Source organism: Sphingomonas sp. 2R-10 (assembly GCF_030062225.1).
Lineage (GTDB): Bacteria > Pseudomonadota > Alphaproteobacteria > Sphingomonadales > Sphingomonadaceae > Sphingomonas.
This window is the reverse complement of the sequence record NZ_JASCXF010000005.1, coordinates 20,209-43,506: the sequence shown is the minus strand read 5'-3', so window position 1 is coordinate 43,506 and position 23,298 is coordinate 20,209. Positions and strand designations below refer to the sequence as shown.

Annotated in this window: 19 protein-coding genes; 11 read left to right on the top strand and 8 right to left on the bottom strand. The window is 68.6% G+C overall.

Going from position 1 to position 23,298, the window contains the following annotated elements; translation table 11 throughout:
• The first annotated feature begins 16 nt into the window (after positions 1-16).
• On the top strand, positions 17-1,024 hold the full coding sequence (locus tag QLH51_RS03485; protein WP_125655576.1) for a ferritin-like domain-containing protein: 1,008 nt from the start codon (positions 17-19) through the stop codon (positions 1,022-1,024).
• A 50-nt stretch (positions 1,025-1,074) separates the two neighbouring features.
• Here QLH51_RS03485 and QLH51_RS03480 read toward each other — a convergent pair whose 3' ends face one another.
• Positions 1,075-1,794 (bottom strand): Crp/Fnr family transcriptional regulator, encoded by a 720-nt coding sequence (locus QLH51_RS03480; protein WP_164516083.1) that lies wholly within the window; start codon positions 1,792-1,794, stop codon positions 1,075-1,077.
• A gap of 180 nt (positions 1,795-1,974) precedes the next feature.
• Between QLH51_RS03480 and ccmC the strand changes: the two genes are divergently transcribed.
• The 7 genes from ccmC to QLH51_RS03445 are packed head-to-tail and all read left to right on the top strand — an operon-like array spanning position 1,975 to position 6,720.
• Complete coding sequence (gene ccmC, locus QLH51_RS03475; protein ID WP_125655580.1) at positions 1,975-2,700, top strand: heme ABC transporter permease CcmC; 726 nt, start codon at positions 1,975-1,977, stop codon at positions 2,698-2,700.
• The gene (ccmD, locus tag QLH51_RS03470) at positions 2,697-2,804 is read left to right on the top strand and encodes a heme exporter protein CcmD (protein ID WP_125655582.1); all 108 of its coding nucleotides are present in this window, start codon (positions 2,697-2,699) and stop codon (positions 2,802-2,804) included. Before ccmC ends, ccmD begins: the two co-directional genes overlap by 4 nt.
• A complete protein-coding gene (gene ccmE, locus QLH51_RS03465; protein WP_125655584.1) occupies positions 2,801-3,229 on the top strand; it encodes a cytochrome c maturation protein CcmE in 429 nt (142 codons plus the stop codon). The genes ccmD and ccmE overlap by 4 nt, the downstream gene beginning before the upstream one ends.
• Positions 3,226-5,154, top strand: a complete 1,929-nt coding sequence (locus QLH51_RS03460; RefSeq protein ID WP_125655586.1) for a heme lyase CcmF/NrfE family subunit — start codon at positions 3,226-3,228, stop codon at positions 5,152-5,154. Before ccmE ends, QLH51_RS03460 begins: the two co-directional genes overlap by 4 nt.
• On the top strand, positions 5,151-5,681 hold the full coding sequence (locus tag QLH51_RS03455) for a DsbE family thiol:disulfide interchange protein (protein WP_125655588.1): 531 nt from the start codon (positions 5,151-5,153) through the stop codon (positions 5,679-5,681). The genes QLH51_RS03460 and QLH51_RS03455 overlap by 4 nt, the downstream gene beginning before the upstream one ends.
• Positions 5,678-6,082, top strand: coding sequence for a cytochrome c-type biogenesis protein (locus tag QLH51_RS03450; RefSeq protein WP_125655590.1), 405 nt, complete (start codon positions 5,678-5,680; stop codon positions 6,080-6,082). Before QLH51_RS03455 ends, QLH51_RS03450 begins: the two co-directional genes overlap by 4 nt.
• Entirely contained in the window at positions 6,079-6,720 is a 642-nt protein-coding gene (locus QLH51_RS03445) for a tetratricopeptide repeat protein (protein ID WP_125655592.1), read from the top strand. The genes QLH51_RS03450 and QLH51_RS03445 overlap by 4 nt, the downstream gene beginning before the upstream one ends.
• A gap of 115 nt (positions 6,721-6,835) precedes the next feature.
• On the opposite strand, the gene QLH51_RS03440 is transcribed toward QLH51_RS03445, so the two are convergent.
• A complete protein-coding gene (locus QLH51_RS03440) occupies positions 6,836-7,060 on the bottom strand; it encodes a DUF3072 domain-containing protein (protein WP_125655594.1) in 225 nt (74 codons plus the stop codon).
• A gap of 61 nt (positions 7,061-7,121) precedes the next feature.
• Complete coding sequence (locus tag QLH51_RS03435) at positions 7,122-8,465, bottom strand: dicarboxylate/amino acid:cation symporter (RefSeq protein WP_125655596.1); 1,344 nt, start codon at positions 8,463-8,465, stop codon at positions 7,122-7,124.
• 111 nt (positions 8,466-8,576) lie between these two features.
• Here QLH51_RS03435 and alaS point away from each other — a divergent pair, with 111 nt between their 5' ends.
• Positions 8,577-11,222 (top strand): alanine--tRNA ligase, encoded by a 2,646-nt coding sequence (gene alaS, locus QLH51_RS03430; RefSeq protein ID WP_125655598.1) that lies wholly within the window; start codon positions 8,577-8,579, stop codon positions 11,220-11,222.
• Positions 11,223-11,530: 308 nt separating this feature from the next.
• Here alaS and bglB read toward each other — a convergent pair whose 3' ends face one another.
• From bglB to QLH51_RS03405, 5 genes are all read right to left on the bottom strand, one after another.
• On the bottom strand, positions 11,531-12,643 hold the full coding sequence (gene bglB, locus QLH51_RS03425; protein WP_125655600.1) for a beta-galactosidase BglB: 1,113 nt from the start codon (positions 12,641-12,643) through the stop codon (positions 11,531-11,533).
• A gap of 133 nt (positions 12,644-12,776) precedes the next feature.
• Positions 12,777-15,761 (bottom strand): glycoside hydrolase family 35 protein, encoded by a 2,985-nt coding sequence (locus QLH51_RS03420; protein WP_125655602.1) that lies wholly within the window; start codon positions 15,759-15,761, stop codon positions 12,777-12,779.
• Positions 15,758-16,072, bottom strand: a complete 315-nt coding sequence (locus tag QLH51_RS03415) for an L-rhamnose mutarotase (protein ID WP_125655603.1) — start codon at positions 16,070-16,072, stop codon at positions 15,758-15,760. Before QLH51_RS03415 ends, QLH51_RS03420 begins: the two co-directional genes overlap by 4 nt.
• Positions 16,073-16,178: 106 nt before the next feature.
• Positions 16,179-17,378 (bottom strand): rhamnogalacturonan acetylesterase, encoded by a 1,200-nt coding sequence (locus tag QLH51_RS03410; protein WP_125655604.1) that lies wholly within the window; start codon positions 17,376-17,378, stop codon positions 16,179-16,181.
• A complete protein-coding gene (locus QLH51_RS03405) occupies positions 17,375-19,249 on the bottom strand; it encodes a rhamnogalacturonan lyase (RefSeq protein ID WP_164516084.1) in 1,875 nt (624 codons plus the stop codon). The genes QLH51_RS03410 and QLH51_RS03405 overlap by 4 nt, the downstream gene beginning before the upstream one ends.
• A 168-nt stretch (positions 19,250-19,417) precedes the next feature.
• Here QLH51_RS03405 and QLH51_RS03400 point away from each other — a divergent pair, with 168 nt between their 5' ends.
• Positions 19,418-22,627, top strand: a complete 3,210-nt coding sequence (locus QLH51_RS03400; protein WP_164516085.1) for a TonB-dependent receptor — start codon at positions 19,418-19,420, stop codon at positions 22,625-22,627.
• Positions 22,627-23,292, top strand: coding sequence for a DUF6250 domain-containing protein (locus tag QLH51_RS03395; RefSeq protein WP_125655607.1), 666 nt, complete (start codon positions 22,627-22,629; stop codon positions 23,290-23,292). The genes QLH51_RS03400 and QLH51_RS03395 overlap by 1 nt, the downstream gene beginning before the upstream one ends.
• Positions 23,293-23,298 lie beyond the last annotated feature (6 nt).

The window sequence follows — 23,298 nt, the reverse complement described above, 5'->3', positions numbered from 1 at the left end:
CCCAGGGAGAGACATCATGACGAACGATCCGATTCTGCAGGTGCTCGAAGCCTGTGGCGAACGTCGCAATGCGCGGCGCGACTTCATCCGCTTCGCCGGCGGGGCCGCGGTCGCCACGGCGGGCGCGACGGTGCTGTCCGCGTGCAGCGACAGCGGCGGCGGCTTCATCGACGGCACCACGCCGACGCCCACCCCGACACCGACCGGCACTGCGGCGCTGACCGATGCCGACGTGCTGAACTTCGCGCTGAACCTCGAATATCTCGAAGCGCAATTCTATGCCTTCGCTGCCAACGGTGCCGGCCTGCCCAACAGCAGCCTGTCGGGTACCGGCACGCAAGGGGCGGTCACCGGCGGCCGGCAGGTGACGTTCACCGATCCGCTGGTCGCGCGCTACGCCCGTGAAATCGCCGCCGACGAACTGGCGCACGTCAACTTCCTGCGCACCGCGCTCGGATCGGCGGCGGTGGCGCAACCGGCGATCGACATCGGCACCACCCCGACCAGCGCCTTCTCGAACGCGGCCCGTGCCGCGGGGCTGATCGGGGCCGGCGCCTCCTTCGACGTCTATGCGACGGACGAAAACTTCCTCCTCGGCGCGTTCATCTTCGAGGATGTCGGCGTCACCGCGTACAAGGGGGCGGTCGGCTTCATCAGCAACAAGACCTTCCTCGAGGCCGCAGCGGGCATCCATGCCGCCGAGGCGTATCACGCCGGGCTGGTGCGGACGGTGCTGTATCGCAAGGGCATCGCCACGCCCGCGCTGATCGACGCGACGGAGGCGATCTCCACCGCGCGCGACAGCCTCGACGGCAGCAGCGATCTCGATCAGGGCGTCCGTCCGACCGGAAGCGGTGCGACCGCGGTGTCGAACATCGTACCGACCGACGGCAGCGGCATCGCGTTCAGCCGGACGCCGGGACAGGTGCTCAACATCGTCTATCTCGACCGCACCGCCAAGACCGCCGGGGGCTTCTTCCCCAGCGGCGTCAACGGCACGATCCGTTCGAGCGCGGCGAACTAAGGGGTGGGGCGGCGTTCCGGTGTCGTGCCGGGACGTCGCCCCCTTCGTCGTCAGGCCGCAGGCGGCCCCACCAGCCGCGCATACGCCTCTTCGGCCGGCCCATATGTCATCGCCGCCATTTCCAGCAGCTTCTCGCGATCGCGCACGATCACCCGCCCGCGCAATGCACGGATCGCCAGCGTCTCCTCCAGCTTGTGGAGCGCGTCGGTGATGCTGCTGCGCCGGACCGCCAGCATAAGGCGGAATTCCTCGTGCGTCATCGCGATCTCGTCGCCGCGCACGCGGTCGTGATAGAGCAGGATCCAGCGCGCGAGCCGCCGCTCGACCGGATGCGACAGCGCCGACACGACCGTCCGCCCCATCTGGATCAGGAACACCTGCACGAACCGCAGGAGCGCCGCCTGGAGCGATTCGCTCTGGTCGAGCGCCGCCATCAGCAGGTCGACCGGAATGCGCAGCGCCGTGCCCGGCTCGGCGCGCAGCACCACGTCGTGCGGTGAACGGTCGTCGCCCAGCAGCACCGGCCAGCCGACATAGCCGTCCGATCCCAGCAATCCCACCGCATGCAGCCGTTCGCCGTCGATCACCTCCAGCACCGCGGCGATGCCCCCTTCGAGGAAATAGACATGCTCGATCGGCCCGCCGGCGGTCAGCAGCGTGTCGCCCACCTCCAGCGCGATGCGTTCGAGCGAGGGGGCGAGCAAGGCGCGATCGCCCGCTTCGAGCGAGGCGAGCAGGCGATTGCCGTCGCCGATGGGGCAGGCCGGCATCATGCCGTCAATAGTGCGGGGTAAGACCGTCATAGGCAGCATGTTCCATGGCTTTCATTGCAAAGGCAAACTCGAAGCTGCGCCGAAGGCTCCCTGTGCCCGGACGGCCACAGGCGTCTGGCATTGCATGTGCGATGCCGATTGCCGTTTGCCCGCGCCTTGCATAGACAGGGCGCGACCGTGCCCAGCCTTCACGCCCTTGCCAATCCCCGGCGTTTCCTGTCGATCGCCCGGCCGCTCACGCCGCTGCTGGTGTGGGGCGGGCTCGTGCTGTTCGCCTTCGGCTGCTGGGCCGGGCTGACGCAGACGCCGGCGGATTATCTGCAGGGCGACAGCGTCCGCATCCTCTATGTCCATGTCCCGGCCGCGTGGCTGGGGATGGGCGGCTGGTCGAGCCTCGCCATCGCCAGCATCGTCTTTCTGGTTTGGCGGCATCCGCTGGCCGCCGTGGCCGCGCGGGCGATCGCGCTGCCCGGTGCGCTGTTCACCGCGCTGTGCCTCGCCACCGGATCGATCTGGGGCCGGCCGACCTGGGGGACGTGGTGGCAATGGGACGGGCGGCTGACGTCGATGCTGCTGCTGTTCTTCGTCTATCTCGCCTATCTCGCCCTCGCCCGCGCCGATGCCGATCGCGATGGCGACGGCCGGATTCCGGCGCTGTTCGGCATCGCCGGCACCGCGCTGCTGCCGGTCATCCGCTATTCGGTGCTGTGGTGGCGCACGCTGCATCAGGGACCGAGCATCACCCTGACCAGATCGACGATCGATCCCGCGATCCTGTGGCCGCTGTTCTTCACCGCCGGGGGCGCGAGTCTGTTGTTCGGCGGGATCGTGCTGATGCGGATGCGCGCCGACCTCGCCCGGATCAAGGCGGAGGCGCGGATGCGCCGGCGGGCGGCGGCATGAACCACTGGGCCTTCATCGCCGCCGCCTATGGCGTGACGCTGGGCGGGATCGCCGCGATCACCATCGCGTCATGGGTGGCGATGCGCCGCGCGGAGCGGGGATGAGTCCGAAACGGCAACGCATGACGCTGGCGCTGCTGGCGGTCGTCGCGATCGTCGGCGCGGTGCTGCTGGCGATGTCGGCGCTGGGCGAGGAGGCGGCGTTCTTCTACGCGCCCGCCGATGCCGCCGCCGCGCCGCTCGAAAGGCCGGTGCGGCTGGGCGGCATGGTCGCGCCCGGATCGGTCAAGCGCGATGCCGATGGAGTCACGATCCGCTTCACCGTCACCGATGGCAAGGCGACCGTGCCGGTTCGCTTCGCCGGGATCGTCCCCGACCTGTTCCGCGAGAATTCGGGCGTGGTCGCCGAAGGGCGCTTCGTCGCGGGCGGCGGGTTCGTCGCCGACAATCTGCTCGCCAAGCATGACGAGCGGTACATGCCGCCGCAGGTCGCGGGCAAGATGCACAAGAGCGAGAGCATCGCCCGATGATCGCCGAAATCGGTCTGGCGGCGCTGTGGCTGGCGGCGGCGATGGCGTTGTTGCAGCTGGCGATGGCGGCGATCGCGTTGTCGTCGCGCGCCGCCGAGCCGCCGCCGATCGTCCGCGACCTGCTGTCCGCGGTCCGTCCGGTCGCGGTGGCGCAGGCGCTGCTGGCGACGGGGGCGTTCGCCGCGCTGGTCGCGCTGTTCGCGCGGACCGACCTGTCGGTGCTGCTGGTCGCGCAGAACAGCCATTCGGCCAAGCCGATGCTGTACAAGGTCGCCGCGACCTGGGGCAATCACGAAGGGTCGATGCTGCTGTGGATCACCGTCCTGGCGGCGGCGGGCGGCGGCATCGCGCTGTTCGAACGGATGCTGGCCGTCCGCACCCATGCCGCGACGCTGGCGGCGCAGGGGGCGATCGCGGCGGGATTCTATGCGTTCCTGCTGTTCGCCTCCAACCCGTTCGCGCGGCTGTCGCCGGCACCGCGCGAGGGGCTGGGGCTTAACCCGCTGTTGCAGGACCCGGGCCTCGCCTTCCATCCGCCGACGCTCTATCTCGGCTATGTCGGGCTGTCGGTCGCCTTTTCCTTCGCGGTCGGCGCGCTGGTCACCCGCGATGTCGGGCGCGACTTCGCGCGGGCGATGCGGCCCTGGGTGCTGGGCGCGTGGATTTTCCTGACCATCGGCATCACCGCCGGCAGCTACTGGGCCTATTACGAGCTTGGCTGGGGCGGCTGGTGGTTCTGGGACCCGGTCGAGAATGCGTCGTTGATGCCGTGGCTGGCGGCAACCGCGTTGCTGCATTCGGTGACGGTGCTGGCGACGCGCGACGGCCTGCGCGCATGGACCGTGATGCTGTCGGTCGTCGCCTTTTCGATGTCGATGGTCGGTACCTTCCTCGTCCGCTCAGGCATCCTGACCAGCGTCCACGCCTTCGCGGTCGATCCGACGCGCGGCGGGTTCATCCTCGCGCTGTTGATCCTTTATATTGGCGGCGCGCTGGCGCTGTTCGCGTTCCGGGTCGGGACCGTTCGGCAGGGCGCGCTGTTCGAACCGGTCAGCCGCGAAGGCGGGCTGGTGCTCAACAACCTGCTGCTGTCGGTCATCCTGGGCATCGTGCTGATCGGCACGCTCTATCCGCTGGTGGCGGAGGCGTTCGGGGTGCAGCTGTCGGTCGGCCCGCCATTCTTCAACCGTGCCGCCGGGCCGATCGCGTTGATACTGGTCGCCGCGATGACGATCGGTCCGCTGTTGCGCTGGCGGCGCGACCACGGCCTCTCGGTGTTGCGGCGGGTAGCGGCACCGGGCGCGATCGCGCTGATCGTCATGGTGGCCGCCCGCGCCGTGACCGATGCCGGATGGCTGCCGGTGCTGGGCCTTGCCTTCGCCACCGGGCTGGCGGTCGCCAGCGTCCTGCCGCTGGTCGGGCGCAAGCCGTGGCGCACCCCGCTGGCGATCTACGGCATGGTCGTCGCGCATCTCGGCATCGCCGTCAGCCTTGCCGGCATGGCCAGCGACAGCGCGTTCACCGCCGAACGCCTCGTCGCCGCCGCGCCGGGCGAACATCACGCCGTCGGCCCGTTCGACGTGCGCTTCGACGGGATCAGGCCGGTGGTCGGCGACAACTGGTCGGCGGTGCAGGGCAGGCTGACCGTGACGCGCGGCGGCGGGCGTCCGTTCGTGCTGCGCCCCGAACAGCGCTTCTTCGCCAACCCGCCGACCGAGACCAGCGAGGCGGCGCTCGCCACCTTCTGGGACGGACAGCTCTATGCCGTGCTCGGTCGCGACGATGTCGGCGGGCGACGCCAGCTGCGGCTGTGGTGGAAGCCGTTCGTGACGCTCATCTGGGCGGGCGGCGGCATGATTGCGCTGGGCGGACTGCTGGCGCTGGTCGGCCGGGTGCGGCGCGGCCGGCGGAAGGCGGCGGCATGAACCGTCGCCTGCTCTGGATGCCGCTGGTCGCGTTCGTGGTCGTCGCCGCGCTGTTCGCGTGGATGCTGCCGCAGGAGCCCGACCGGCAGGTGCGCTCGCGCCTGATCGGCAAGCCGCTGCCCGACTTCACGCTGGCGCCGATCGCGGCGGGCAAGCCGGGGCTTGCCACCGCCGCCTTCCGCGCCGGCAAGCCGCGGCTGCTCAACGTCTTCGGCAGCTGGTGCATCCCGTGCGCGGCCGAAGCGCCGCAACTGGCGAAGCTGGCGGCGGCGGGCGCGCCGATCGATGCCATCGCGATCCGCGACACCCGCGCCGACGTCGCGCAGTTCCTTGCCCGCAACGGCGATCCGTTCGCGGCGATCGGCGACGACCGCAACAGTTCGGTGCAACTGTCGCTCGGATCGTCGGGCGTGCCCGAAACCTTCGTGATCGACGGGCAGGGGCGTATCGCGCACCAGCATATCGGCGCGATCCGCGACGAGGACGTGCCGGTGCTGCTCGCCAAACTCGCGGAGGTCGCGAAATGAAGTGGCTGCTGCCCCTCCCGCTGCTGCTCGCCGGCCCGGCGCTCGCCCAGTCGCGCGTCCCGCCGCCAGCGCTGGCCGATACGCAGCTGCCGGATATGGCGCAGGAACGCTCGGCCAAGGCACTGATGGAAACGCTGCGCTGCCTCGTCTGTCAGGGGCAGTCGATCGCCGACAGCGATGCCGACATGGCCGCCGACATGCGCGCGCTGGTGCGGCAACGGATCGCGGCGGGGGAGCAGCCCGACCGGGTGCGCGACTGGCTGATCGAGCGCTATGGCGACTATGTCAGCTACGACCCGCCGCTGTCGGCGGCGACCGGGCCGTTGTGGATCGCGCCGATCCTGTTGCTGGCGATCGGCGGGCTGGTGGCGGCACGCAGTTTGAAGCGGGGACGGCGATGAACGGCTGGTTCCTGCTCGCGCTGCTGCTGGCGGCGACCTTCGGCCTGATCGTGGTCGCTCGCGTGGCGAAGCCGCTATGGGGCTTTGTCGGCGCCGCGCTGATGCTCGGCGCGGCCGGCTATGCGTGGCAGGGGCGCCCCGAACTGCGCGGCGATCCGCGCGGCGCGGTGCGGGTGACGCAGCCCGAGGATCTGGCCGCCGACGACCTGCGCGACGCCATCTGGGGGCGGTTCACCTATGATTACGCCTATGCCATCGCGGCCGACGGGCTGGCGCGCGCGGGCGCGACGCAGGCTGCGGCCAACGCGGTGCTCGGCGGGCTGGCTCGCGCGCCCGGGAGCGGCCGGCTCTGGACCCGGCTCGGCACCGCGATCCTCGCGCATGACGGCGGGCAGGTGCTGTCGCCCGCCGCCCGCGTCGCCTTCGCCCGCGGCATCGCCACCGCGCCCGATCATCCGGGCCCGTATTTCTATTACGGGATGGCGCTGATCCAGACCGGCGACCTGCCCGGCGCGAAGCGCGCATGGCTCGCCGCGCTGGCGCGGACGCCGCGACAGGCGAGCTATCGGCGGGATCTGGCGATGCGGCTGGTGCTGCTCGACCGGCTCATGGCGATGCGGCCGGTGGCGGGGAAGTAGCGAGCGGGACGCCAGCTTTTGCCGCAACGCCCGCCGAATTGTCACCCCGGATCAGGTCCGGGGTGACGGAGGGGGCGGGGCAGGGCAATCTGCCTCGCACCGCCTCCCCGTTGCATCAACTCCCCGTGCCGCGTCCGGTCTTCGCCTGCAACGCATCGATCGCCTTCGACGCATCCGCCTTGGTCAGCGTGTCGTCGAACGGCTCGCCGGCTTCCTCGCTCAGCGTCTTGAGGTACGACGCCTGCGCACCGGTCATCGCCTCGTCGCCGGTGGTCCAGTCGTCGGGGTCCTTTTCGGCGTTCGAAAAGGGTTCGCTCTTGGGGTTAGCATGGTCGGTCATGGGATGAATCCTTTCGTTGCACCAACCACGCCGTTCCCAATTCGTTCCGTCGCGCCGCCGGTCAGTTTCCGCCCGGCGGGCCGCCCATGTCGCGGAAGCTGTCGGGCACGTCGGTGCGCGGATGGCCGGCCGGGGTCGGCAGCGGTTCGATCACCGGCGATTCGGGCGTGTCGAACCCGCCTTCCCATTTGGCGATGACGCTGGCGGCGATCGCGTTGCCGACCACATTGGTCGCGGTGCGGCCCATGTCGAGGAAATGGTCGATCGCGAGGATCAGCAGCAGCCCGGCCTCGGGAATGTTGAACATGCCCAGTGTCGCGGCGATCACCACCAGGCTGGCGCGCGGCACGCCGGCGATCCCCTTCGACGTGATCATCAGCACCAGCAGCATCAGGAACATCTGTCCCCAGCTCAGGTCGATGCCATAGGCCTGCGCGATGAAGATCGACGCGAACGTCATGTACATCATCGATCCGTCGAGGTTGAACGAATAGCCCAGCGGCAGCACGAAGCTGGCGATGCGCGGCGGCACGCCGAACCGGTCGAGCGCCTCCAGCGTGCGCGGATAGGCGGCTTCCGACGACGCGGTCGAAAAGCCGAGCAGGATCGGGTCGCGCAGGTAGCGCAGCAGCATCTTCACCCGCGGCCCGATGATGACGAAGGCGATGCCGATCAGCACCGTCCACAGCGTGGCGAGGCCGAGATAGAAGCTGCCCATGAAATAGGCGAGGTCGCCGATGATCCCCGGCCCGCGTTCGGCCAGCGTCGCCGTCACCGCCGCGAACACCGCGAACGGGGCGAAGCGCATGACGTAGTCGGTGACCTGCAACATCACCGCGACGAGGCCCTCGAGCGCGCGGACCAGCGGCTTGCCCTTGTCGCCCACCGCCGTCAGCGCGACGCCGATGAACAGCGAGAAGATGACGATCTGCAGGATCTCGTTGGTCGCCATCGCCTCGATGCCGGAGGCGGGGAAGATATGGGCGACGAACTTGACGAAATCGAACGCCGGCTTCGCCACGCCGGTATCGGCGGTGACCGGCGGGACGGGCAGGCCCAGGCCGACGCCCGGCTGCAACAGGTTCACCAGCAACAGGCCGAGCAGCAGCGAGATGAAGCTCGCCATCACGAACCAGCCGAGCGAGCGCAGGCCGACCCGGCCCAGCGACGAACTGTCGCCCATATGCGCGATGCCGACGACCAGCGTCGAGAACACCAGCGGCGCGATAATCATCTTGATGAGCCGCAGGAACACGGTCGTCACGGCGGACAGGTAATAGGCGATGCTTTTCAACGTCGCGGAACCGCTGCCGCCGCCATCGTCGAGCCCGGCGTTCAGCGCCCAGCCGAGGATCAGGCCGGATACCAGCGCGATGAGGATGAAAGTCGTGAGCCGCTTGGCCATGCGTCGTCCCTGTTCGTTTGCGCGCAAAGGGAGGGGAATGTTTCGTCCGGGTCAACCCCCGTGCGCGTCGTCGCTTGGCAAGCGTGAAAACGCTGCGTATCGAGCATTGCCATGACCTCGACCAACGATGTTCGCCGCTCGTTCCTCGACTTTTTCGAGAAGGCGGGCCACGCCCGCGTCCCGTCCGCACCGCTCGTTCCGCAGAACGATCCGACGCTGATGTTCGTCAATGCGGGCATGGTGCCGTTCAAGAACGTGTTCACCGGGCTGGAGACGCGGCCGTACGTGACGGCGACGTCGTCGCAGAAATGCGTGCGCGCCGGGGGCAAACACAACGATCTCGACAATGTCGGCTATACCGCGCGCCATCACACCTTCTTCGAAATGCTCGGCAATTTCTCGTTCGGCGATTATTTCAAGGAACAGGCGATCGTGAACGCGTGGGGCTTGCTGACCCGCGAATGGGGGCTGCCGGCGGACAGGCTGACCGCGACCGTCTATCATACCGACGACGAGGCGTTCGACCTGTGGAGGAAGATCGCCGGCCTGCCCGATCACCGGATCATCCGCATCCCCACCAAGGACAATTTCTGGGCGATGGGCGACAGCGGCCCGTGCGGCCCGTGTTCGGAAATCTTCTACGACCATGGCGACCACATCCCCGGCGGTCCTCCGGGCTCGCCGGACGAGGATGGCGACCGCTTCGTCGAGATTTGGAATCTCGTGTTCATGCAATATGAGCAGGATGCGAACGAGATCGTCGGCGAACTGCCCAAGAAGTCTATCGATACCGGCATGGGGCTGGAACGGATCGCGGCGGTGATGCAGGGCGTGTCGGACAATTACGACACCGACACGTTCAGGGCGCTGATCGCCGCATCGTGCGAGCTGACGGCCACGCGGGCCGAAGGCGAACTGCAGGCCAGCCACCGCGTCATCGCCGACCATCTGCGCGCATCGGGCTTCCTGATCGCCGATGGCGTCCTGCCCGCCGCCGATGGCCGCGGCTATGTGCTGCGCCGGATCATGCGCCGGGCGATGCGCCATGCGCATCTGCTGGGTGCGAAGGACCCGTTGATGCACCGGCTGGTCGGGTCGCTGGTGTCCGAAATGGGCGCGGCATACCCTGAACTGGTCCGCGCGCAGCCGCTGATCGAGGCGACGCTCGCGCAGGAGGAAACGCAGTTCCGCCGTACGCTCGACAAGGGGCTGAAGCTCCTCGACGAAGCCACTGCCGGTTTCGCCGATGGCGCGACGCTGGCGGGGGAAACCGCGTTCAGGCTCTACGACACCTATGGCTTTCCCTATGACCTGACCGAGGATGCGCTGCGCGCGCAGGGTTACGGCGTCGACCGTGCCGGCTTCGACGCGGCGATGGCCGAACAGAAGCGCGCCGCCCGCGCCGCGTGGAAGGGCTCGGGTGCCAAGGCGTCGGACGATGTCTGGTTCGACGTGCTGGAGAGCGCCGGCGCGACCGAGTTCATCGGCTATTCGGTCGAGGCGGGCGAGGGGCAGGTCGTCGCGATCGTCCGCGACGGCGCGCGCGTCGACAGCGCGGTGGCAGGCGACGAGGTGCTGGTGCTGACCAACCAGACGCCCTTCTATGCCGAAAGCGGCGGTCAGGTCGGCGACGCCGGCACCATGACGACCGACGCGGGATTGCGCGCGACCGTCACCGACACCGCCAAGCAGCTCGGCAAGCTCCACGCCCATGTCGTGACGATCGACGCCGGCACGGTGAAGATCGGCGACAGCGTCGCGCTGGCCATCGACCATGCCCGCCGCGCGCAGATCCGCGCCAACCACTCGGCGACGCATCTGCTGCACGAGGCGCTGCGCGAACGGCTCGGCACCCATGTCGCGCAAAAGGGGTCGATGGTCGCGCCCGAACGGCTGCGTTTCGACTTCTCGCAACCCTCGCCGATCGCGGCGGACGCGCTGGCGCTGGTCGAGGCCGACGTCAACGCGCAGGTTCGCGGCAACGGTGGGGTCACCACGCGGCTGATGACCCCCGACGATGCGATCGCGATGGGCGCGATGGCGCTGTTCGGCGAGAAATATGGCGACGAGGTCCGTGTCGTGTCGATGGGGCAGGATGCGGAAGGCACCTATTCGATCGAACTGTGCGGTGGCACCCACGTCAATGCGCTGGGCGAGATCGGGCTGTTCAAGATCGTGTCGGAAGGCGCGGTATCGTCGGGCGTCCGCCGGGTCGAGGCGCTGACCGGCGAAGCGGCGCGGCAATGGCTCGGCAACCGCGATGCGAAGCTGCGCGAGGCGGCGGCGGCGCTGAAGGCGACCCCCGACGAAGTGCCGGCGCGCGTCGCGCAGCTGGTCGAGGACCGCCGCCGGCTGGAGCGCGAACTGGCCGAGGCGAAGAAGGCGCTCGCGATGGGCGGTGGCGCGGGCGCGGCGCCTGCGGGGCCCGAACAGGTCGGCGACATCGCGTTCCTGGGCCAGGTCATCGACGGGCTCGATGCCAAGGCACTGCGCGGCACGATCGATGAGGCGCGCACCCGCGTGCCCTCGGGCGTGGTCGCGCTGGTCGCGGTCAACGACGGCCGCGCGTCGGTCGGCGTTGGCGTGTCGAGCGATCTGGTCGGCCGGGTGAGCGCGGTCGAACTGGTCAAGGCAGCGGTCGCGGCGCTGGGCGGGCAGGGCGGCGGTGGCCGTCCCGACATGGCGCAGGGCGGTGGTCCGGACGGCACGAAGGGCGAGGAAGCGATCGCGGCGATCCGGGCGTTGCTGGCGGGCTGAGCCCCAGAGCTTGATCCGCCTGAATGGGAAACGTCACCCCAGCGAAGGCTGGGGTCTCCATCGGCTCCTGCTGCGCGCTACCACCGGGAGATCCCAGCCTTCGCTGGGATGACGCCCGTTTCAACAGGGATGGATCAAGCCCTGACCACCGACACGACCGTACCCCGGCCTTCGCCGGGGTACGTCGCTTGTGCGGGTAGGTGGCACCTTCCCCCGGGAACGTATCCCCGCGCAGGCGGGGATCCAGAGCCGGGCAGCGCACCGCCCGTGACCTTGGACCCCCGCCTCCGCGGGGATACGGCGGACGATCAAATATACGTCCGCAGGAACTCCGCCAGCGCACACACCGCCAGACTCTGCCCATAGGGCATCGAGGTCAGCGCGATGTCCTTGTAGAATTGCTGCGTATCGCCCATCGCGGTCCCGAAGCTGACCTGCTTCAGTTCGCCGTTCTCGTCGATATTGGCCAGCACGCCGCGCACGGCCTTGATGCCGACCGCCTCGTAATGCCGCGGCAGATAGCCCTTCCGCACCGCCTTCAGGATGCCGTACGCGAACCCGGCCGCCGCCGACGCCTCCAGATAGCTGGTCGGATCGACGATCAGCGTGTGCCACAGGCCGCTGTCGTCCTGCGTTTCGGCCAGCGTCTTCACCTGCGCCGCCAGCGTGTCGATCAGGAAGGTGCGGAACGCGTCACCGACCGGCAGGTCGAGGATCTCGATGATTTCGGGAATCGCGATCGTGACCCAGCAATTGCCGCGCGCCCACAGCGCCTCGGCGAAATTATGCCGTCCGTTGAAGTCCCAGCCGTGGAACCACAGCCCGGTCTTCCTGTCGAACAGATACTTGATATGGACGAGGAACTGGCGCTTGGCCTCCTCGACATAGTGCGGGCGGTTCAGCAGTAGTCCGATCTTGGCCAGCGGCAGCACGCTCATCATCAGCGTGTCGTCCCACATCTCGCCCGGATTCTCGTCGTTGTAGACGATGTGCTGGAACCCGCCTTCCTCGGTCTTGGGCAGGCCGTCGGGCGCCATCAGCCATTCGGCCCACGTATCCAGATACGGGATATAGCGCGGGTCGGGCTGGTGCTCGTACAGATAGGCCAGCGTGATGAACGGCGCGACGGTGTTGATGTTCTTGGTCGGGGTCCCCTCCGCAAAGCGATCCTCGAACCATTGCTTGATGATCGCCAGCGCCGCCTTGTCGCCGGTTTGCTCGTAATAGCGCCACATCCCGAACAGGCCGACGCCATGCGTCCATTCCCACCCGGCCCAGCCCTTGGTGTCGATGATCCGCCCGTCGTCGAGGTGGAGCAGGAACTCGCCGGTCTCGTCCTTGATGTTGACGAGGTTGTGCATCAGCAGGGCGATCGAGTCCGTCACCTCCTGGCGGGGAATGTCGTGGGTCAGCGCGGCCATGATTGCTCCGGGTGAAAGGTTGTTTCGTTGAAAAATCGGTGTGCTCCCGCGCAGGCGGGAGCCCGGGGCCACGAGCGTACCGCCTGCGGCTCTGGACCCCCGCCTGCGCGGGGGTTCGGAAAGGGGTGAGGGGTCACTTCCCTAATACTGTCGGGGCATCGACCATCCGCACCGGCACCCCGCCGCGGACGTTGCGCATCGTCACCAGCCGCACCTGTTCCAGCGCATTGCCCGGCCGGCCGTCGCTGGTGACGGCCAGCGCGATCACGTTGCGTCCGCGATGGTTCAGGATGCCCTCGGGCACCACGAAGGTCCGCTGCGGCCCGACATGGGCGATGAACTGCCCCATGTGCCAGCCATTGACGAACACCAGCGCCCGGTAATCGACCGGCGACCGTGGCACCGACGCATCGCCGAACGCCACGCCGATCGTCGCATCCTGCCCCCTGGGCACGTTCAGGTCGAATCGGGTGCGATACCAGTTCGTCCCCGCCGGGGCGGTCGTCGTGGGCAGCGCGACCTTCGCCCAGCGGGCGTCGTCGAATCCGGGCAGGTGCCAGCCCATGCGCTCGCCATACTGGCCGCCATTGTTGGGCACGCCGCGCGCGGTATCGACGATGTCCTCGCCGCCCTGCCGCCCCTGAATCTTCCAAGCGACGGGGATCGTGAACGACTGCCCGGCCTGTTTCTCGACCGATGCCGACACGATCCCGCGGGCTTCCTTGTGGAAATCGTCGGCGTCGAGGTCCCAGTTATGGCCGTTGTTGCGCAGCATCACCGACAGCACATGCTCGCCGGGCGTCCGCGCCGCGTCGGGCAGCGCGATCGTCGCCGTCCCCGTGGTGATCGGCCGGGGCAGGCCGCCGGGCAGTTCGTCCTGCCCGATCAGCCTGCCGTCGAGGAACACCTGCACCATCCCCGATCCGCCGGCCCCGTAATGGAGGCGCAGCCGCTGCGCATCCGCCGTGCCGGTGAAGCGCCCGCGATACCATATGTCGCCCTCGTGAAAGCCGTAGGCGTCCATCAGCATGTTCGGCTGCCCGTCGGGCCGCGCGGTGATGCTGGCATAGGCGCGGTTGTCGATCGCCTGCCAGCCGATGTCGTCGAACCCGGCCTCGGCCTCGGGCGTGCCCGGCGCCATCCGCCAGTCGGCCAGCACCGGCAGCGCCACCGCCGCCGGCCCCGCCAGCGCCGCGCGCGCGACGATGCTGCCCGCGCTGCCGGTCGTGGTCGCGATCCGTTGCCCGTTCCACGTCACCGACCGAACCCGCTGCGGTGCCCAGACCTCCAGCGGCGTGGCGGCCTGCGTATCGCCGGTCAGCGCGACCGTACCGCCAGCGACCTTCGCCGACCGCAACAGCGCCGGCCCGCGGACCAGCACGTCTCCCCGTTGCCAGAAGGTCGCCGCCTGCGCCTCGTCACCGATCAGCAGCGTCAGCGGCGGCCGTCCGCCGCCCGACACCTGCACCCGCGCGATCGCGCCATGGACGTAATCGAGCCGCAGATCGCCCTTCTCCGCATCGAACGACGATCGCACATCGCCCCCGATCACCCGGACGGTCGGCGCGCCGGCATAGCGCAGCACGCTGGTCCCGCTTTCCTGCCCGCGGCCATAGAGCAGCAGCACGTCGCCGCCGTCGATCCGCACATGGCTCTGCAATTCCGACGTGGCATAGACCAGCCGCTGCCCGCCCAGCGTGACCCCCGCGACCAGCCACTTCGCATCGAAGCCGTTCAGCGCCATTTCGGGCAGGGTATAGCGCCCGTCGGGCAGGTCGGCGGTGATGGTGAAGCGGTCGTTCGTCGCCTTGTTCGACGGACTGTGCGTGACCATCAGGAAGCGGGCATCGGTTTCCGGCGACCTGTTGTGATAGACCTGGATATTGGGCGAGGAGATCGCCACCGGCCCGGCCGGCACCATCCCCGCCAGATCGGGCACCGCCGCGATCGTCCCCGCCAGCGCCTTCAGCTCCGCGGCCTTTTCGCGAACCTCGCGCGTCTCGCTGAACGCCGCGCCATAGTCGTAGCTGGTGAAGACGACCGGCGCGGGCAGCCAGCCCCAGCTGGTGCCGCCGAACCCCATGTAGAAGCTCTGGATCGCGATGCCGTTCGCCAGGTTGGTGCCATAGAATACCCGCTGGAACCGTTTGCCGCGCTGGAGCGCGTTGCATTCATACCCGCCGTTCGACCCCCAGTAATCGAACCAGCCGCCGCCGAACTCCGCCGCGAAGCCCGGCGTGTTCGGGCTGGCCGACGCGCCGCCCCTAGCCCCGCCGGGACCGTAGAAGCCCCAGTCGGGCGCGGCCGACCCGCGCGTCGTCTTGCCCCCGACGGTGCAGGTGCCGCCGGGATAGCCGTCGAACGCATACAGGTCGGGCGACCCCTCGACCGTCTTCGCCACGTTCGATCCGCGCGGCACCCAGTACCCGTTGCGCCCCTGATCGTTGTGGAACAGCGGCACGGTGATGCCGTCCGCCCGCGCCCTGGCGTACAGGTGGTCCATATACCGCCCCTGCGCCGGGGTGGTCAGCGCCAGCTCGTTCTCGATCTGGTGCAGGATCACCGTGCCTTTTCCGCCATTGATCTGGTGGCGCGCGATGATCGGGTTGATCTGGCCGAGCCATTCGTCGACCGCCGCCAGATAGTCGGGATCGTCGGTCCGCGCCCGCGCGCGCTGGTTGACCAGCCAGCCGGGAAAGCCGCCGCGCGTCAGCTCGGCATTCACATACGGCCCGGCGCGGGTGATGACGTACAGCCCTTCCTCCGCCGCCATGTCGAGCAGCCGGTCGATGTCGCGGATGCCGCTGAAGTCGTACACCCCGCGCTTCGGGCTGTGGAAGCCCCAGTCGAAGTAGAAGGCGACGGTGTTGAACCCGCTCGCCTTCATCTTCTGCAACACGTCGCGCCACAGATCGGGGCTGGGCAGGCGGAACGCGTGCACCTCGGCCGACCAGATGGTCAGCCGCTTGCCGTCGATCATCAGCGACCGGGCGTCATAGGACACGCGGCCGAACGTCTTGACCGGCGCGGCCAGATTGGCGGTCGGTTTGGCGGTCTGCGCGGCGGCCGGCGTAACCATCGACGCGGCGACGGTGGCGAGCAGGACGTGCCGCATCATGGCAGGTGGAAAACGGGCACGAGCGCGCCTTCGAGCGGCCGGTTGTCGTCGGCCGTCTCCATCAGCGGTGCCATCGACGCCCACCAGCGCTGCATGACCGGATGATCGGGCAGGGTGTCGCGCCGGTTGTCGTCGGCCAGCTCCAGCGTCGCGAACAGCGCGCCGGTCGCTTCGTCGAGGAAGATCCAGTAATCCGAAATCCCCGCCTCGCGCAGCAGCGCCGACAGTTCGGGCCAGATCGCATCGTGGCGCGCGCGATACTCGGCGGCCATGCCCGGCTTCAACTGCATCCGAAACGCCTGCCGTGCCATCGACCCCTCCCGTTTCGTCCATCATGTGGACGTTATGTTCAAATAATAAAACTTCGCGCCGCGCTGGTCAATCGCTGTGCGGGACCTTCGCCAATTTTCGCGGGCGTCAGCTGCCGTCCGGCCGGACCGTGCTGCTGCCTGCGCTCGGCACGATCGCCACGGCTTCGGGCGGGGGCGGCCGGGACGGATCGAACGGGGCCGCCGTCACCGCCGGCGCCAGTCCGGGGATCGTCCGCATCCCCTCCGCCACCGCCCGCGCCAGCAGCCATGCGCCGTAATTGTCGTGATGGGTCCGGTCCCTGCCGCCGTCGTTGAACGCCTGCGGGCTTACCGTCGGCCCCAGCGCCTCGTACAGCGCGACGCTCGCCCGGTTCAGGTCGATCAGCGGCACCCGCTCCTCCACCGCCACCGCGCGGACGGCGGCGGGATAGTCGCCCAGCGTCGGCGTGATCCGTCCCGCCGCATCGAAATTGCGCCGTTCCGGACTGGTCACCAGCACCGGCCGCGCGCCGCGCCGCCGCGCCTCGGCGATGTAGGTTTTCAGGTAGCTGCGATAGGTCGTTCCGGCCTCGACAAAGGTCTGCGGCCATTGGCGTTTCTGGTCGTTATGGCCGAACTGGATCAACAGCCAGTCGCCCGGCCTGATGACCGACAGCACCTTGTCGAGCCGCAGCCCGGTCAGGAACGACTTCAGGGTCTCCCCCGATTCGGCATGGTTGGCGACCGCTACCCGCTCGCCGACCATCGCCGGCAGCATCTGGCCCCAGCTGGCGGCGGGTTCCGACGGCTGGTCGGTCACGGTCGAATCGCCTACCAGGTACAGTGTCGGCACCTCCGCCGGCTCGATCCGGACCGTGGCGACCGCCGCATCGTCGGACAGTTCCAGCGTCAGTCGGTCGTCCCATGTCGCACTCGCAAGCTCGGCGGGCTTGAGCCGCACGCCCGGGCCGCCCGGCGCTCCCGGCGGCGGCGGGGCCAGCGCGGGCGTCCGCGTGTTCACGACGAAGCTGCGCGTCACCCGCTGCCCGGCGCGCGTCGCGACCCGGTCGAGCATCAGCCGCCGCGCCTCCGCCTTGATCGTGGTCGCCGCCGCTCGCTTTCCGCCCAGCGTCACCGTCACCCGCCAGTTCCCCTCGGGCAGCGCGACCGAAAAGCGCCGGCCACCGCCCGGTTCATAGCCATGGTCGCCGCGATAGGGCCGGTCGCGCGCCACCGCCGTCTCGCCCGGCTGCCGCGGCGCATCGTCCAGCCGATAGGTCGCGACCCCGGCCGGCCCGGCCAGCAGCAGCGCGATCGCCGCGATCATTTCGGCGCGACCAGCGCATGCGGCGGCTGGTTGTACGCGGTATTCTGCCACGCGACGCCGAGGCGATAGACCGGGTCGTGCATCAGCGTCACCCGCCGGATCGCGGTGGGGAAGGGGGTGGCATAGATGCGCAGCTCGCTGTTGTCCTCGCTGCGAAGGATCAACTCCTCGCGCCAGTCACCGAGGATGTCGGCCGACAGCGCGGGCGTCGCCTTGGTCCCGTTGTTCGACGTCGCACCCTCGGCCACCAGCAGCGGGGTCTCGCTGCCGGTCCGCCAGTCCCATTTGGTGATGCGGTTGCGGTCGAGCAGTTCGCGTGAGCTGTCGCCGTCCCACCAGATCGCAAAATTGGCGACCTTGGGCTTTGCGCCCGGAATGACCTTGCCCTGCGCGGTGTAGAGGTACGGCGTGCTGGAGTTCCAGTTCTCCTCGCCGGGATGGCGCGGGTCGATATCGGCGGACAGCCCGCGTCCGGTATCCTTCGTCGCGGGCGTGGTCCACAGCACCTTGCCGGTCCGCGCGTCGAGCATCGCCGACCCGATTCCGCCATTGCGCGGTACCTCCTCGTGCACGCCGAACTTCTCGAGGCCGGGGCGCGTCGGGTCGAGGTCGCCCAGATGCATCGTGTCGCCATGGCCCAGCCCTGCGCTCCACAGCCCCTTGCCGTCGTCGTCGATCGCCATTGATCCATAGACGATCTCGTCGCGGCCATCGCCGTCGATATCGGCGACCGACAGGTTGTGGTTGCCCTGTCCGCCGAAGCGGGCATTGCCCGGCGCCGCGCTGTCGAACAGCCAGCGCCGCGTCAGCTTGCCGTCGCGCCAGTCCCATGCGGCGACGGTCGATCGTCCATAATAGCCGCGGCCGAACACCCCGCTGGGGCGCCTTCCGTCGAGATAGGCGACCCCGGCGAGGAACCGGTCGGATCGGTTGCCATAGCCATCGCCCCACAATGCCGCCAACCCTTCGGGCGTGTCGGACCCGCGCGGCGGGGCATAGGGGGCGCTGGCCAGCGCCCGGCCGGTGGCCCCTTCGAACACGGTCAGATATTCCGGACCCGACAGGATGCGGCCCTGTACCCGCGCGACCTTGCGCCCGTCGGGCAGGGTGGTCGCGCCGGTCCGGTCGGCCTGCGGCAGTTCGCCGCCCTTCGCCCGCCAGTCGGCCTTTGGGTCGCCCAGCACCCGGCCGGTGCCGTCGATCGTGCCGTCGGCGGTTTTGACCATGATCTCCGCCCTGCCGTCGCCGTCGAAGTCATGGACCATGAACTGGCTGTAGTGCGCCCCTGAACGGATATTGTGGCCAAGGTCGATCCGCCACAGCCGCCTGCCGTCCAGCGTATAGGCGTCGAGCAGCGTCTCGCCGCTATAGCCGCCGAACGCATTGTCCTTCGAAATGGTCGGGTCCCATTTCAGGATGATCTCGTACCGGCCGTCGCCATCGACGTCGCCGACGCTGGCGTCGTTGGCGGTATAGCCATAGCGCTCGCCCGCCGGCGTCACCCGCTCGGCGGGACGCTCCAGCGGGATCGACCGATAGCCCTTGGCCCAGGTCGTCGCCTCGCTCGCCGGCTCGCGCCCGCCGATCGGCTCCAGCCGGTAGCGCGCATCGCGGCCGCCGCGCCTGTCGTGAAAACTCGACGCCCCGGCAATTCGCCGCGCGATCACCTGTCCGTCGCGCAACAGGCGAAATGCGGCGCCGCGCCGGTCATCGGCCAGCAGCCGCCACGCGACATGGTTGCCGCCGCCGGTCGCGGGCACGGCGACGAGGCCGCGGTCGAGTCGTTCGTATTGACGGACCGGTCGCGGCGCCGCGCCGATCGTGATCGCCGCCAATCCGATCGCCAGTGCCGCCCTGTAGCTTTGCCGCATCGTCCGTCCCATCACCTGAAATGTTCCACCATGTGAACACCGATATCATATTGCGAAGATTCTGCTTTGCAATCGCGTCGTTCGTGATTACGCCATGGATCGAGCTTCACGATTTTGGCGGCGATGGGGAACAACTCCACACCGCGTCAGGGACAAGGAGGGGATTGCATGACGCCGTTCGTCGACATTCGCGGATCGGGGCTGCGCAGCGCGGTATCGGGGCTGGCACTGATCGTGGCACTGGGCAGCGCACCGGCCATGGCGCAGGTCGCGCCGGGCGGCAGCACCACCGACGACGTGCGCTCGTCGCCCACCGACCCGCTGGCGGACGAAGTCGGCGACATCCTTGTCACCGGCACCCGCGCGTCGCTGCAATCCGCCAACGCCCGCAAGAAGAACGCCGACACCGTCGTCGATTCGATCGTGGCGGAGGATATCGCCAGCTTCCCCGACAAGAATGTCGGCGAGGCGCTGTCGCGCGTCACCGGCGTCCAGCTCCAGCGCGATTTCGGCGAAGGATCGCAGATTTCGATCCGCGGCGTCGAACCCGACCTCAACCGTATCGAGATCAACGGCGTCAGCCAGCAGTCGCCCGGTGGCGGCCGCAGCGGCGACTTCCGCGAACTGGCGGTCGAACTGGTCAAGTCGGTCGACGTGTACAAGGGCTATACCGTCGACCTGACCGAAGGCGGCATCGGCGGCACCGTGCGCGTCGAGACCCGCCGGCCGCTCGAACTGACCAGGCCCCTGTTCAGCATCAAGGGCGAGGCGCAGCGACTGAACCTGACCGAGAAATGGCGGCCGCGCTTCAACCTGACCGCGGGCCGTTCCGACCTGCTCGGCGGGCGGCTGGGCGTGCTGCTCAACGTCACGCACAGCGTGGTCGACACCCGCGGCGATTCGGTCGCGAACACCAACTGGCAACGCTATTTCGATTTCGACCGCTCGTCGGAAAAGACCGTGGCCGATCCGGCCTACGCCAATTTCGGCACGTACGAGAGCTGCGCCGGGACCACGGGAACGACCGCCGCGATCGCCACCGCCAACCGCCTCGCGTGCGAAACCCAGTTCTTCGACTGGTCGCCGGGGTCGGTGCGCTATCGCAACAACGAACGCACCGATGCGCGCACCTCGCTGGACTTCCAGGCGCAGTACCAGTTCGCGGACAATTTCTCCGTCTGGGGCCAGGTGACGTTGAACTACCGCAACCAGAACCTGCGCGACACCAACTACGCCGTGAACATGGGCGGCGGGCTGAGCAACGCCGGCGTGCCGACCAGCACGCCCGACCTGACGCGCTTCAACCTCGACGCGGCGCTGGCCAGCAACGCCGCGGGCGGGGCATCGCGCGCGCGGCCGAACCAGTCGTTCGTGACGACCGACGGACATGTGCTGACCAGCTGGACGACCGCGCTCAACGCCGGTACCCCGCTGGGCAACAACGTCGTCGCCAATTCGGGCGGGGCCAGCAACATCGTCGGCGTGCAGCGCCGCGACTTCAGCTATGACGAGAATACGCGCTACTATCAGACCGGGTTCAAGTGGGAACTCGACCGGATGAAGATGACGTTCCTCGCCTCGCGGTCGGAGGGCAACCGGGTCGACGAAACCAACCTCGTGTCGATCACCACGGGCGTGTCCGGGATCAGCATCGACCGGCGCAACGACGATGGGCTGCCGATCATCAACTTCCCCAGCGCCTTCGATCCGGCCAACATCGCCGCCTATGGCGACAACACCCGCCGCGGTGCGAACGGCGCGCTGCTGGTGCAGGCCGGTCCGACGCTGCAGTACCGTCCCAGCCAGCGCGACAGCGCCGAGGATCAGCTGAAGCTCGACGTCGATTACGATCTCGATTGGGGTTTCCTGAAGAGCATCAAGTTCGGCGGCCAGTATCGCGACCAGGATCTGGTGTTCTACGGTGCGGGCGGTGCGCGCCTCTTCCGGCCCGAACTGCGTGCGCCCAACGGCACGATCATCCAGACGGCGCTGTCGCAGTACAACAACAACGTCTCGCTCACGACCGTCATCGGCGCGCCGCCCGCCAGCGGCCCGATCCCCAACGTCTCCTACTTCACCCCGGCCCAGTACCAGCAGTTCCTCGCCACCAACGGCGGCGTCACCGGTGGTGCACCGCTGTTCGGCGGGATCAAGGGGGTGGAAGGCGCACCGGAACGGCTGGCGCAACCGCTGTTCGATTTCGCCAACCTGTCGCGTTTCTACGACCTGTCGGGCTTCAACCAGAGCCGGGTGCGCTTCGCCGACGGCCTGCCGCAGATCCCGGGCTACATCATCAACGAAAAGATCGTCGCCGGTTATCTCCGCGCCAATTTCGGCACCGAGTTCCTCGGCATGAACCTGACCGGAAATGCGGGCATGCGCTACACCTACACCCGCAACAATTCGACCAGCAGCAACACCCGGCGCGAGAACCGCGTCCGTCCCGGCACCGGCGTTCCCGGCATCCCGGCGGTCATCGAGCTGGTGACGGTCGGCGTGAACGAAGTGACGCTGACCAGCGACTATCACGACTGGTTGCCGGCGGTGAACCTGTCGCTGGAAGTGCAGCCGAACCTGTTCGTCCGCGCGACCTATGCCAAGAACCTCGCGCGGCCCAGGCCGACCGACCTGTCGCCTGCCGTCAACTGCGTCGTCGACGTCGCCGACACCATCGCGGGCGAGGATACCTGCACCGCGGGCAATCCGGCGCTGCAGCCGTACCGCGCCGACCAGTACGACCTGAACGCGGCATGGTATCCCAATCGCGATACCGTGGTCAGCGTCGGCTATTACTACAAGGACATCAAGAGCTTCGTCCTGCCGGCCTCGGTGCGCTCGGGCGTCGACCTGTTCGGCGACGGCACGCTGTATACGGTGCGGCAGCCGATCAACGGCTTCGGCGCGAAGCTCGACGGGTTCGAGGTCAGCGCGTCGACGGCCTTCACGTTCCTGCCGGCGCCGTTCGACGGGTTCGGCATCAACGGCAACTTCACCTACAGCCGCGCGCTCAACAGCTCGCTGACCAACATCGCCACCGGCGAGCCGCTCGACGCGTTCCCCGGCCTGTCGAAATACACCTACAATGGCAGCGTCTTCTACGACAAGGACTGGCTGAACGCGCGGCTGAGCTACAACAAGCGCAGCGACTACCTGCTGCTGGCCGCCGACGCCGCGGTCGCGAACAATCCGATCTTCCGCCGGGGCGAGACCTATCTCGACGCGCGGGTCCAGCTGCGCATCACGCCGCAATACAGCCTGTTCTTCGAAGCGCTGAACCTGACGAACGAGCTGGCACGGTCGTATATCGACGATGCCCGGTCGATCGAATATTCGGACTTCGGCCGCCGCATCTTCGTCGGCGCGCAGTTCAAGCTGTGATGCAACGCACCGGCCGCCTTGCCCCGGCGGGCGGCTGGTGCCTGTTGCTGCTGGCGGGCTGCGCTCCGCTCGACCGGCCGGCGCCTGCCGGCTGGGTGACCGAGGCGCAGGACCCGCGGGCGACCGTCGCGTTCCTGCCCGGCGGCGTCATCGACATCGATACGCCCGCCGGGCTGACGCTGTGGCATCCGCAACCGCTCGACGGCCCGGTGCGGATCACGTTCGAGGCGATGGCCGTCGCGGCGGGTGGTCCCAACGACCGGGTCAGCGACCTCAACGCCTTCTGGATGGCGACCGAGCCGGCGGGCGGCACGGTGCCCGGTAGGCGCAGCGGCCGGTTCGAAGATTACGATACGCTGACGACCTATTATGTCGGCATCGGCGGCAACGGCAACACCACCACCCGGATGCGGCGCTATACCGGCCGGGCGGGGGATCGCCCGCTACTGCCGCAACACGACCGCCGCGATCCCGGCGCGTTGCTTCAGCCCGATCGCTGGACCCGGATCGCGCTGGTCGCCGACGGCACGCGCATCGCGGTCGAGCGGGACGGGCGGCCGCTGTTCGCCTTGCAGGACCCGCAACCCTATCGCCGCGGATGGTTCGCCCTCCGTACGACCCAAAGCCATTTGCGTATCCGGGGCGTCACGATCGCACGCCCCTGACCCGGA

Coding starts and splice junctions, on each gene's coding strand:
- QLH51_RS03485 (WP_125655576.1), top strand. CDS start 17: ATGACGAACGATCCGATTCTGCAGGTGCTCGAAGCCTGTGGCGAACGT.
- QLH51_RS03480 (WP_164516083.1), bottom strand. CDS start 1,794: ATGCCGGCCTGCCCCATCGGCGACGGCAATCGCCTGCTCGCCTCGCTC.
- ccmD (WP_125655582.1), top strand. CDS start 2,697: ATGAACCACTGGGCCTTCATCGCCGCCGCCTATGGCGTGACGCTGGGC.
- ccmE (WP_125655584.1), top strand. CDS start 2,801: ATGAGTCCGAAACGGCAACGCATGACGCTGGCGCTGCTGGCGGTCGTC.
- QLH51_RS03460 (WP_125655586.1), top strand. CDS start 3,226: ATGATCGCCGAAATCGGTCTGGCGGCGCTGTGGCTGGCGGCGGCGATG.
- QLH51_RS03455 (WP_125655588.1), top strand. CDS start 5,151: ATGAACCGTCGCCTGCTCTGGATGCCGCTGGTCGCGTTCGTGGTCGTC.
- QLH51_RS03450 (WP_125655590.1), top strand. CDS start 5,678: ATGAAGTGGCTGCTGCCCCTCCCGCTGCTGCTCGCCGGCCCGGCGCTC.
- QLH51_RS03445 (WP_125655592.1), top strand. CDS start 6,079: ATGAACGGCTGGTTCCTGCTCGCGCTGCTGCTGGCGGCGACCTTCGGC.
- QLH51_RS03440 (WP_125655594.1), bottom strand. CDS start 7,060: ATGACCGACCATGCTAACCCCAAGAGCGAACCCTTTTCGAACGCCGAA.
- QLH51_RS03435 (WP_125655596.1), bottom strand. CDS start 8,465: ATGGCCAAGCGGCTCACGACTTTCATCCTCATCGCGCTGGTATCCGGC.
- alaS (WP_125655598.1), top strand. CDS start 8,577: ATGACCTCGACCAACGATGTTCGCCGCTCGTTCCTCGACTTTTTCGAG.
- bglB (WP_125655600.1), bottom strand. CDS start 12,643: ATGGCCGCGCTGACCCACGACATTCCCCGCCAGGAGGTGACGGACTCG.
- QLH51_RS03420 (WP_125655602.1), bottom strand. CDS start 15,761: ATGATGCGGCACGTCCTGCTCGCCACCGTCGCCGCGTCGATGGTTACG.
- QLH51_RS03415 (WP_125655603.1), bottom strand. CDS start 16,072: ATGGCACGGCAGGCGTTTCGGATGCAGTTGAAGCCGGGCATGGCCGCC.
- QLH51_RS03410 (WP_125655604.1), bottom strand. CDS start 17,378: ATGATCGCGGCGATCGCGCTGCTGCTGGCCGGGCCGGCCGGGGTCGCG.
- QLH51_RS03405 (WP_164516084.1), bottom strand. CDS start 19,249: ATGCGGCAAAGCTACAGGGCGGCACTGGCGATCGGATTGGCGGCGATC.
- QLH51_RS03400 (WP_164516085.1), top strand. CDS start 19,418: ATGACGCCGTTCGTCGACATTCGCGGATCGGGGCTGCGCAGCGCGGTA.
- QLH51_RS03395 (WP_125655607.1), top strand. CDS start 22,627: ATGCAACGCACCGGCCGCCTTGCCCCGGCGGGCGGCTGGTGCCTGTTG.